At 60.7% G+C, this 9,626-nt stretch carries 9 protein-coding genes; 8 read left to right on the forward strand and 1 reads right to left on the reverse strand.

Annotated features, from left to right (window positions below; translation table 11 throughout):
* Positions 1-150: 150 nt before the first annotated feature.
* A complete protein-coding gene (locus tag AABC73_RS20180) occupies positions 151-1,146 on the reverse strand; it encodes a hypothetical protein (protein ID WP_341520661.1) in 996 nt (331 codons plus the stop codon).
* A 222-nt stretch (positions 1,147-1,368) separates the two neighbouring features.
* On the opposite strand from AABC73_RS20180, the gene AABC73_RS20185 reads away from it, so the two are divergent.
* The 8 genes from AABC73_RS20185 (at position 1,369) to AABC73_RS20220 (ending at position 9,618) form a co-directional block, all read left to right on the forward strand.
* Positions 1,369-1,728: a hypothetical protein gene (locus AABC73_RS20185; RefSeq protein ID WP_341520662.1), complete on the forward strand. Its 360-nt coding sequence runs from the start codon at positions 1,369-1,371 to the stop codon at positions 1,726-1,728.
* Positions 1,729-1,776: 48 nt separating this feature from the next.
* Positions 1,777-2,535 carry an amidohydrolase family protein gene (locus tag AABC73_RS20190; RefSeq protein WP_341520663.1) on the forward strand — a complete coding sequence of 253 codons (759 nt, stop codon included), beginning with the start codon at positions 1,777-1,779 and terminating at the stop codon, positions 2,533-2,535.
* Positions 2,536-2,764: 229 nt separating this feature from the next.
* Positions 2,765-3,724 carry a MoxR family ATPase gene (locus AABC73_RS20195; RefSeq protein ID WP_020288806.1) on the forward strand — a complete coding sequence of 320 codons (960 nt, stop codon included), beginning with the start codon at positions 2,765-2,767 and terminating at the stop codon, positions 3,722-3,724.
* 4 nt (positions 3,725-3,728) lie between these two features.
* A complete protein-coding gene (locus AABC73_RS20200; RefSeq protein ID WP_331149005.1) occupies positions 3,729-4,673 on the forward strand; it encodes a DUF58 domain-containing protein in 945 nt (314 codons plus the stop codon).
* Positions 4,670-5,164 (forward strand): DUF4381 domain-containing protein, encoded by a 495-nt coding sequence (locus AABC73_RS20205; RefSeq protein WP_341520664.1) that lies wholly within the window; start codon positions 4,670-4,672, stop codon positions 5,162-5,164. The genes AABC73_RS20200 and AABC73_RS20205 overlap by 4 nt, the downstream gene beginning before the upstream one ends.
* A complete protein-coding gene (locus AABC73_RS20210; protein WP_341520665.1) occupies positions 5,157-6,227 on the forward strand; it encodes a VWA domain-containing protein in 1,071 nt (356 codons plus the stop codon). Before AABC73_RS20205 ends, AABC73_RS20210 begins: the two co-directional genes overlap by 8 nt.
* Positions 6,224-7,960 carry a VWA domain-containing protein gene (locus AABC73_RS20215; RefSeq protein WP_341520666.1) on the forward strand — a complete coding sequence of 579 codons (1,737 nt, stop codon included), beginning with the start codon at positions 6,224-6,226 and terminating at the stop codon, positions 7,958-7,960. The genes AABC73_RS20210 and AABC73_RS20215 overlap by 4 nt, the downstream gene beginning before the upstream one ends.
* Positions 7,957-9,618, forward strand: coding sequence for a BatD family protein (locus AABC73_RS20220; protein WP_341520667.1), 1,662 nt, complete (start codon positions 7,957-7,959; stop codon positions 9,616-9,618). The genes AABC73_RS20215 and AABC73_RS20220 overlap by 4 nt, the downstream gene beginning before the upstream one ends.
* The last annotated feature ends 8 nt before the right edge of the window (positions 9,619-9,626 follow it).

Raw genomic sequence — 9,626 nt, forward strand, 5'->3', positions numbered from 1 at the left:
CCTTTCCATCGCCGTTTATATGACCTCCAGCTTAACGACAGCGGGCGGGCGACTGCTTGCGAGGCTGCGACATATTCAGTCATCGGCTCGTAGCGCGGCGGGGGATGATGACTCAGGAACGGGTGGGGGTCGCCGCCAGTCAGGCAGAAATTATGGCCTCAATATCCAAGCTTCCTGCCAGTTGCTGCCAATTCCCGGTTCGAACTGGGTGTTGCTGCCGCTCCATTGAATGCAATAGCCGCTGTACGGGAACGGCTTACACTCGTAAACGCGCTGATTTTTTGGCTGCAGCACTTTCGTCCCCGCCTTGTACCCCGCCACGTTCTCCGGAAAGGCATGATCATAACTACCAGCGTCCTTGAGCTGGAGACTCTGGACTTTCATATAGCTTTTCGAGGGCTCGCCCCTGATCGTCACGGTCGCAATCATGGTCAGCGGCCCTACCCAACTCTGCGCCGCGCGCACGTCAAAAACTGGCGCATACGTCCCAGTCACTACATCCTGCTTCAACGCTACACGCTCGTCAGTCCCGGCATCGAAGATACTCACAGCCACGTTTCGAGTCCCAGTACCGCCACCACCGCCAATCTGGAAAGTGAAGTTATCGCCTTTCTTCACGATGGACGGCGCGTCAAAAATCATGGATCCGCCATCATCCGCCGGTTGGGTGGTCACCCCGCCGCCCACATGGTGGACCTCACTGATTGCGCGGGAATACCTGTCTGGAGCGACCGCGTAGAAATAGCGCGTTGTCACACCCCAGCCATAATTTTCCAGCCCGCCATGGTGCACATTGGGATTGCCGGGGACCACACCGATATTTGCTGTTTGGATCTGGTCCAGCAGGCGCAATGCCCAGCGATGACTGCCTTTATCGTCCTCGCGCACCGTCGAAGAGAAAGCATGCAGTTCTTCATTCGCAGGTGAGAAAAAGCGGACTTTGACAACGTCACCAGGGTGTCGTGACGCATACATATCGAGCCCGCCCAGGAACTTCCAGTTCTTCCAGACCGAAAGCGGTATGACATCGTCGCTGGTCTCAATCCTGGGCGAGGCGCCAGCAAACTGCCCCACCATAACGGCAATAACCATGCTCAGCAGCATTACGACGCTGCTGATTTTTCTTCCCTGAATGCAATGTTTCATAGGAGACCTCCCTGGTCTTGTCAGTTGCTGGATAACTCGATGCGGCCCGCCATTCCACGTTCAGGTCGCGTGCTTTATCCAAGGTAGACGCCTTATGCATTTACGATTCAGTGAAGATTTTCCAAAGATTGCAGCCGTGTGGGATGCCCGCCGCAATTAGCCAGCAAAAATCAGGTAACACTGGCAAAATCGCTGGATTCACGCTCAGTTCAGGAACTCATCATGCAAATCACCACCGCCAGCCTCATCGTCAACCCGTGCGACGACGAATATGACGATATGGCGCTGCTCTGCTGCCACAGTGAAAGCGGCGAGCTGTTTTCCCTGACCCGTTTTCCGGATGAAAACGAGGTGGAAATCACTATTCGTGACGACAAGACGCACACTGTCTCCAGCCTGAAGGTGACCTTCAGTGCCGAGCGCCTGCTGGTGGAGATCGATCCGGCCGACGGCAACGAGCTGGATGGTCATCAAGTATTTGAAATCCTCCACTCCACTTCAGCCGACGAGCTGCGAGATGTGGAAGAGACGTTGCAGATAATTTTGGAAAATGTCGGTACATATGTCAGCGAGATCGCGTAAGTCGATGTGAGTAAATAGGGCGCTCTCAGTACACGGACCGGAGCCGTCATGACCCAGCCGATTTTCGACGCCCATTGCCACATCATTGACCCGCGCTTTCCCCTCAAGGCCAATGACGGCTTTGTGCCCAAGCCGTTTTGCGTTGCCAACTATCAGGCGTTGGCCGCTCCGTTAGGAGTGGTTGGCGGCGCGGTAGTGTCGGGCTCGTTTCAGGGCTTTGATCAGGGGTATCTGCTCGAAGCGCTGCGCCGACTGGGCGCAGGCTTTGTTGGCGTGACCCAGGTGCCCGCCAATATCACCAACGCCGAACTGGAAACCCTCAATGGGTTTGGCGTGCGCGCAGTGCGCTTCAACCTCAGACGCGGCGGCTCGGAACAACTGGACCAGCTGGAGTTCCTGGCCAGACGAGTATTCGAACGAGTGGGTTGGCATACCGAGCTGTATGTGGATTCCAGCGAATTGCCAGAGATCGAAAGCCGCCTGCTGCAACTGCCGAAAGTCAGCATCGACCATCTGGGCCTGAGCGCAGAAGGCCTGCCCAGCGTGGTCCGACTCGCCGAAGGTGGCGTACATATCAAGGCCAGCGGTTTCGGTCGGGTGGACTTTCCGGTTGCCGTTGTCCTGAAGGCGATCTTCGCCGCCAATCCCCACGCACTGATGTTCGGTACCGATCTTCCCTCGACCCGCGCACCTCGGCCATTTCGAACCAGCGATATCAACCTGATCAAGGACGCCATTGGCGAGCGCGATGCGCAAATGGTGCTTTGGGAAAACGCGTCAATGTTTTATCGGGCGCGATTTGTGTAAAGCGCAGCCAATAACCGGCGCCACGTCAACAGATTTCCACTTGGCGCCTCAATTCCTACAAGCGCTCAACATATGAAGTAGGACAATTCGGAGTTGTTTGTAATCTTCTGCCCGGAATACCAGAAAAAACCCGTAGCCGTTAGTCGGAACCCCCCGCTATGGATTAAAGTAACGCCCCCAGCTTCGGTGTCACCTGACGCCGCTGATTACCTGCCAGGAACAGTCATCGATGGAACATCGTGAAGCGCTGATTGCGCTGCGAACATTTCTTTCTACGCAGATTCTCGGCCAGGAAAAGCTGATCGAACGCTTGTTGATCGCCCTGCTTGCCGACGGCCACATGCTGGTCGAAGGTGCGCCCGGTCTGGCCAAGACCAAAGCGATCAAGGAACTGGCTGAAGGCATCGAAGCGCAATTCCATCGCATCCAGTTCACCCCTGACCTGCTGCCTGCCGACATCACCGGCACCGAGATCTATCGTCCGGAAACGGGTAGCTTCGTCTTCCAACAGGGGCCGATCTTCCACAATCTGGTGCTGGCCGACGAAATCAACCGTGCTCCGGCCAAGGTGCAGTCTGCCTTGCTCGAAGCCATGGCCGAGCGGCAAGTCAGCGTCGGGCGCAGCACTTACGAGCTGTCCCCGCTGTTCCTGGTGATGGCGACCCAGAACCCGATCGAACAGGAAGGCACTTATCCGCTGCCGGAAGCACAGCTGGACCGGTTCTTGATGCACGTCAAAATTGGCTTCCCGGACGCCGCTGTCGAACGCAAGATTCTGCAACAGGCCCGAGGCGAAGCGCTCAACGGCGAAACCAAACCCGAGCGCCGGGTCAGCCAGCAAGCGATTTTTGCAGCCCGCAAGGAAATCCTTAACCTCTACATGGCCGATGCCGTAGAGGAATATCTGGTGCAACTGGTCATGGCCACGCGTACGCCCGGCAAGTTCGACCCGGAAATGGCCGAGTGGATTTCCTACGGCGCCAGCCCGCGCGGCTCCATCGCCCTGGACCGCTGCTCACGGGCCCACGCGTGGCTGGCCGGACGCGACTTCGTCAGCCCCGAAGATATTCAAGCGGTACTGTTCGACGTCCTGCGTCACCGGATCATCCTGTCGTTCGAAGCGGAAGCGGCTGGCATCGATCAGGACCGGGTGATCCAGCGCATTCTTGATGTCGTGGCAGTCGCGTGAAGCCATGCAACCCTATCTGATTCCTCAGCCAGGCATTCGCGTCAGCCTCGCCGAACTGATCGAAATGCGCCATCGCGTTCGCGAGGTGCAACTGTTCTCCACGCCGAGTCGGCGCAGCCCGCTGATCGGCCTGCATCACTCCAAGCTGCGCGGCCGTGGCGTCGATTTCGATCAGGTCCGGGTTTATCAGGCCGGCGATGACGTGCGCAGCATCGACTGGCGCGTCACGGCCCGTACTCAGGAACCGCACACCAAGCTGTTCCATGAGGAACGCGAACGGCCGATTTTCATCCTGGTCGAGCAAAGCCGTCGGCTGTTCTTTGGTTCCGGCCTGATGTTCAAGTCGGTACTGGCGGCCCAGGCTGCGGCACTGATCGGCTGGGCGGCGCTGATCCACAATGATCGGGTGGGCGGGCTGGTGTTCGGTGACAACGAGCATTACGAAATCAAACCCCGGCGCAGCAAGCAAAGCCTGTTGCAGTTACTCAACCGTCTGGTGCGGATCAATCAATCGCTGCACACCGAAATCGCCGCCGACCGGGACGCGTTTGGTATCGCCCTGCGCCGGGCGCGAGAGGTGTTGCGTCCGGGCAGTCTGGTGGTGGTGCTGTGCGATGAACGAGCGCTCTCGGACGCCGCCGAGCAACAGCTGAGTTTATTGTCGCGACATTGTGATCTGCTGCTGCTGCCTTTATCCGACCCGCTGGACCACGCACTGCCCGCAGCGGGTCTGCTGCGGTTTGCCGAACGTGGCGCGCAACTGGAGCTGGACACCCTCGATCCGCAACTGCGTCAGACCTACCGAGCCCAAGGCGAAGAACGTGCCGCGCGTTGGGAATTGCTCGCGCAGAAACTCCGCGTGCTGCTGATGCCTTTGAGTACACAACGGGAGATGGTCGAACAACTGCGCGAATACCTGAACGCCCAGCGTCCGGTAAAACACAAATGAACCCGCTGGATCACCTTCAGCCGCTGATAGCGCCACAAGCCATCGGCATCTGGCCACCTGCGCCGGGCTGGTGGCTGCTGCTGTTGTTGATCCCGATTGCGGGCTGGGGATTATGGCGTGTACGGCATGTGATCCCGGTCAAAGCCGGCATCCGCCGCGCCGAGCAGCCACTGGACCCGGTCCGCATTGCCGCGCTGCTGGAGCTGGCGCAGATGCCCAAACCCTATGACGGCGCTCCGGCAGGGGCCTGGCTGCAGCAAATCAACGGCCTGCTCAAACGTCTTTGCCGCAATCACTACCCGTACAGCCAGAGCCACACGCTGAATGGCCGAAAATGGCTGGCCTTCCTCGATAACCGTTGCCCGGCCGCTGGCTTGACGCGCTGGATGGTACTGGTTGAAGGCGCGTACAAACCGGAATGCAAACTGGACGACAAGGCCATTTCCGGTTTGACCCAGGCGGTTGAAACCTGGATTCGCAAACATGTTTGAGTTCGCCTGGCCGTGGGTCTTCGCCCTGCTGCCCTTGCCCTGGGTGATGCGTATATTGCTGCCCGCAGCCGACAGCGGCGAGGCGGCGCTGAAAGTCAGTTTCCTCAGCGATCTGGAAGGTCTGGTGGGCCGTCGCGCCAAGGCCAACCTCCCGGCATGGCGGCAACAGTTGCCGTTCATTCTGTTGTGGCTGCTGTTGTTGGTCGCCGCCGCACGCCCGCAATGGTTGGGTGAGCCGCTGCCGATCGCGTCCAGCGGCCGGGATTTGCTGGTCGCGGTGGATGTGTCCGGTTCCATGGACTATCCCGACATGCAGTGGAAAGCCGACGAGGTCAGCCGACTGGTGCTGGTCCAGCATCTGTTGGGGGATTTTCTTGAAGGCCGTCAGGGGGATCGCGTCGGGCTGATCCTGTTCGGCAGCCAGGCGTTCGTTCAGGCGCCGCTGACCTTTGATCGCCACACCGTGCGCGTCTGGCTGGATGAAGCGCGAATTGGCATTGCCGGTAAAAATACCGCCATTGGCGACGCCATTGGCCTGGCCCTCAAACGCTTGCGTCTGCGCCCGGCCCAAAGCCGGATTCTGGTGCTGGTCACCGATGGCGCCAACAATGGCGGCCAGATCGACCCGGTGACTGCCGCCCGCCTTGCCGCTGAAGAAGGCGTGAAAATTTACCCTATCGGCATCGGTGCGGACCCGGAAAAAGCCGGTTCGCTGGGCATGCTCGGGCTCAATCCGAGCCTGGATCTGGACGAACCTACCCTCAAGCAGATTGCCGAAATCAGCGGTGGCCAGTATTTCCGGGCCCGGGACGGCGATCAGCTGGAGAAGATCCGCAAAAGTCTTGACGCGCTGGAACCGGTCGCGCAACAACCGACTCAGGCGCGCCCGGCGCTGGCGCTTTATCAGTGGCCGCTGGCTGGCGCCATGCTGCTGAGCCTGATCCTTGTGGTGCACGAGCGCTGGCCGAATAATCCGTTGCAGCGCCTGCTCAACCGGCAACGTTTCATGCGCGACGGGCGCCAATGGCGCGAGCGAATCAAGCGATTGCGGAGGCGCGCATGATCAGCCTCTGGCCGCACTGGTTCCGCCCTTGGTGGCTGCTGCTGTTGCCTCTACTCGTCTGGCTGCTTTGGCGGCTCTGGCATCGGCAGAAACGCGCCGGGCGCTGGCAGATGATCTTGCCGGTTGCGTTCCATGCGGTGCTGCTCAATGGTGGCAAGGGTCGCGACAATAAAACCCCGTGGATATTCCTTGGGGTGGCCTGGATGCTGGCGATGCTGGCCTTGCTCGGCCCTGGCTGGCAGCGCGTGGAACAATTCAGCCAGAAACCGGTAGACCCGCTGGTGATATTGCTGGAGGTCACTCCGGAAATGCTCGCCACTGACAGCCCGCCAACCCGGATGGAGCAGGCCAAACGCAAACTGCAGGATCTGTTGCAGGCGCGCAGCGATTCGCAAACCGCCATCATTGTTTACGCGGGCAGTGCCCACACGCTGGTGCCGCTGTCGGACGATCTGGCCACCATCCGCAACCTGCTCGATGCGGTCAAACCTTCGATCATGCCGCAGGCCGGGCACCGCGCGGATCTCGCCATGCATCAGGCGTTGGGTCTGCTCAAGCAAGCGGCGCTGGGCCGTGGCCGAATCTTGCTGATCGGTTCGTCGTTGAGCGAACAGGAGCGCCAGGGTATTCGTCAGGCATTGGTGGGCCAGAGTCCGCCACTATTGATCCTGGGTGTCGGCACGGCCGAAGGCGCGCCGGTGCTTCAGGAAAAAGGCGGGTTGCTCAAGGACAGCCAGGGGGCAATTTTGCTGCCGCGTCTGGACAGTGCCAGCCTGGCTGACTTCGCCGGTCAGCTCGGCGGCCAATACCGACAAGTGCGAATGGATGACGACGACCTGCGCGAGCTTGGCTTGCTCGATGGGCCAAAAGCCCTGCGCAGCGACGGGCAACTGATTCAGCTGGACAGTTGGGCCGACCAGGGGCACTGGTTTCTGCTGCCGCTGCTAGTGCTGGCGGCTTGCGCCGGTCGTCGCGGCTGGTTGCTGTGCCTGCCGCTGCTGCTGATGCTGCCGCAGAACAGCTATGCGTTCGACTTTCAGGACTTGTGGTTGCGTCCCGATCAGCAGGGCCAGCGCTTGCTGGAGCAGCATCGCCCCGCCGAAGCGGCCCGGCAGTTCGAAAACCCGCAATGGAAAGGTATCGCGCTCTACGAAGCAGGCGACTATGCCAGTGCCGCCCAGCGCTTCGCTGAAGGGAATAGCGCGGCGGACCACTACAATCGCGGCAACGCGCTGGCGCGCAGTGGCGAACTGGAGGCGGCGCTGGACGCTTACGAACAGGCGCTGGAGCGACAACCGGATCTGCAAGCGGCCGTGAAGAACAAGGCGTTGGTCGAGCAGATCCTTGAGCAGAGCAAGCAACCCAAAGCAGCGGAGCCTGCCGAGACCAAGCCCAGCGATGGTGACGACGACGGCGACAATGCCCAAAGCCAGACGGCGACCGCGCAACAGCCTCAAGACAAGGACAAGGACAAGGAACCCACCGAGCCCGGCGAGGAAAACAGTCCCGGTACTGAACCCCCGCCGCGTAATGGCGGCAATCCGGCGCCCGGTTCGCCTCTGGACGATAACGAAACCACCCAACCGCCGATCCGGCCTCCGGACCGTCCGATGGATGGCGAACGTCGGCAAGCGCTGGAGCAATGGCTACGCCAGATTCCGGATGATCCAGGGGAATTGCTGCGCCGCAAATTCTGGTACCAACAGCAACAGCGTCAGGAAAAAACCCGATGAGTCGCGTGTACACCTTATTGATCAGCTTGCTGCTCTGTCTGGTTGCCCTGCCCAACCAGGCGGCGGAACTGACCGCGAGCGTGGATCGCGCCCGGCTCAACTCCGGGGAAACCGTCGAGCTGACCCTGGAAACCAGCGATGTCACCCAATTCGGCAAGCCTGACCTCAGCTCTTTGGAGCGCGACTTCGACGTGCGCGGCACGCGGCAGGTCAATCGCCTCAATACACTGAACGGCGGCAACCAGGCGACGACGCGCTGGATCATCACCTTGTTGCCGAGGCAGACCGGGTCGGTGATCATTCCGGCGCTGGAGTTGGGGGAACTGAAGAGCGAGCCGATCACCCTGCAAGTGATCCAGAGCAACGAGCAGGATCAGCCCGGCAAACTGGCGCCGGTATTCTTCGACGCCAGCCTCGATCAGGACAGCGTTTACGTGCAGGCGCAGGCGGTGCTGAACCTGCGCATCTATCACTCGGTTGCGCTGTTCGATGACAGCAACCTCACGCCCCTTGAAGTGCCCGATGCGCGCATCGAAAAACTCGGTGAATCGAAGACCTACGAGAAACTCATCAACGGCATCCGCCATGGCGTGATCGAGATGCGTTATGCCATTTATCCACAGCACAGCGGCACCCTGGTGATTCCGCCGCAAGTGTTCAGTGCCACACTGGTCCAGCCCGCCGCGGAAAACGCCCAGACCAACGATCCGGTCAATCCCTTCGGCCCGCAGCCGGGCAAGGTGGTGCGGGTCAATTCGGCGCCGCTGCCGCTAACCGTCAAGGCCAAGCCTGCCGACTATCCGGCCGATGCGCCCTGGCTACCGGCCCGCAGCGTCAATCTGAGTGAAAGCTGGAGCCCGGAACCGGGCCACAGCCAGGTGGGCGAATCCTTGACGCGCATCCTGACGCTCAAGGTCGAGGGCCTTTCCAGCGCCCAACTGCCGCCGTTGCCAGCCACCGACCTCAGCAGCCTGCGACGCTATCCCGACCAGCCGCAACTGGCCAATCTGGCCAGCGAGCGCGGCATCATCGGCACGCGTGAAGAACGCGAAGCACTGGTGCCGAACCGGGTTGGCGCCATCGACCTGCCGGCCGTCGATATTGTCTGGTGGAACACCCGCGAAGACCACCTGGAACATACCTCGCTGGCCGCACGCACCTTGCAGATCAGCAGCAACCCAAGCCTGGAAGTGGACACTCCGGTGAATAACGACCCAGGCGGCGTCACGGTGATCGGTCCGCCTGTCTGGCCGTGGCAGATGAGCACATTGTTCTTTGCCTTTACCACGCTGATCGGGGTGATTCTCTGGTGGCGCGCACGCTGGCAACCGGCGGTGGCGCGAGTGGCCCAGGCCGGGCCGAGCCCGCGCACAGTGCTGGATGATCTCAAACGCGCCAGTCTGGCCAACGACCCTCATGCGACCCGTCAGGCGCTGGACGCCTGGGCACGTCAGCAACCGGAAACCCTGGCCGACATGGCGGCCCGTTTCGTCCCGCTGTCCGACGCCCTCGATGGTCTGAACGGCGCGCTGTACAGTGAAACCGGCCAACTGTGGCTGGGCGAAGACCTGTGGCGCGCAATCCGTATGCTGCCTGCGTCAGAACACGTTCAGGATGCGGCGAGCGACCAGAGTCTGCCGCCGTTGTATCCCAAGTAGAGGCCTTT

The sequence above is a fragment of the Pseudomonas sp. G.S.17 genome (assembly GCF_038096165.1).
GTDB lineage: Bacteria > Pseudomonadota > Gammaproteobacteria > Pseudomonadales > Pseudomonadaceae > Aquipseudomonas.

What these genes read in the sequence shown, in the direction of transcription:
- AABC73_RS20205 (WP_341520664.1), top strand. Translation starts at nt 4,670, where the DNA reads ATGAACCCGCTGGATCACCTTCAGCCGCTGATAGCGCCACAAGCCATC.
- AABC73_RS20195 (WP_020288806.1), top strand. Translation starts at nt 2,765, where the DNA reads ATGGAACATCGTGAAGCGCTGATTGCGCTGCGAACATTTCTTTCTACG.
- AABC73_RS20180 (WP_341520661.1), bottom strand. Translation starts at nt 1,146, where the DNA reads ATGAAACATTGCATTCAGGGAAGAAAAATCAGCAGCGTCGTAATGCTG.
- AABC73_RS20220 (WP_341520667.1), top strand. Translation starts at nt 7,957, where the DNA reads ATGAGTCGCGTGTACACCTTATTGATCAGCTTGCTGCTCTGTCTGGTT.
- AABC73_RS20185 (WP_341520662.1), top strand. Translation starts at nt 1,369, where the DNA reads ATGCAAATCACCACCGCCAGCCTCATCGTCAACCCGTGCGACGACGAA.
- AABC73_RS20215 (WP_341520666.1), top strand. Translation starts at nt 6,224, where the DNA reads ATGATCAGCCTCTGGCCGCACTGGTTCCGCCCTTGGTGGCTGCTGCTG.
- AABC73_RS20210 (WP_341520665.1), top strand. Translation starts at nt 5,157, where the DNA reads ATGTTTGAGTTCGCCTGGCCGTGGGTCTTCGCCCTGCTGCCCTTGCCC.
- AABC73_RS20200 (WP_331149005.1), top strand. Translation starts at nt 3,729, where the DNA reads ATGCAACCCTATCTGATTCCTCAGCCAGGCATTCGCGTCAGCCTCGCC.
- AABC73_RS20190 (WP_341520663.1), top strand. Translation starts at nt 1,777, where the DNA reads ATGACCCAGCCGATTTTCGACGCCCATTGCCACATCATTGACCCGCGC.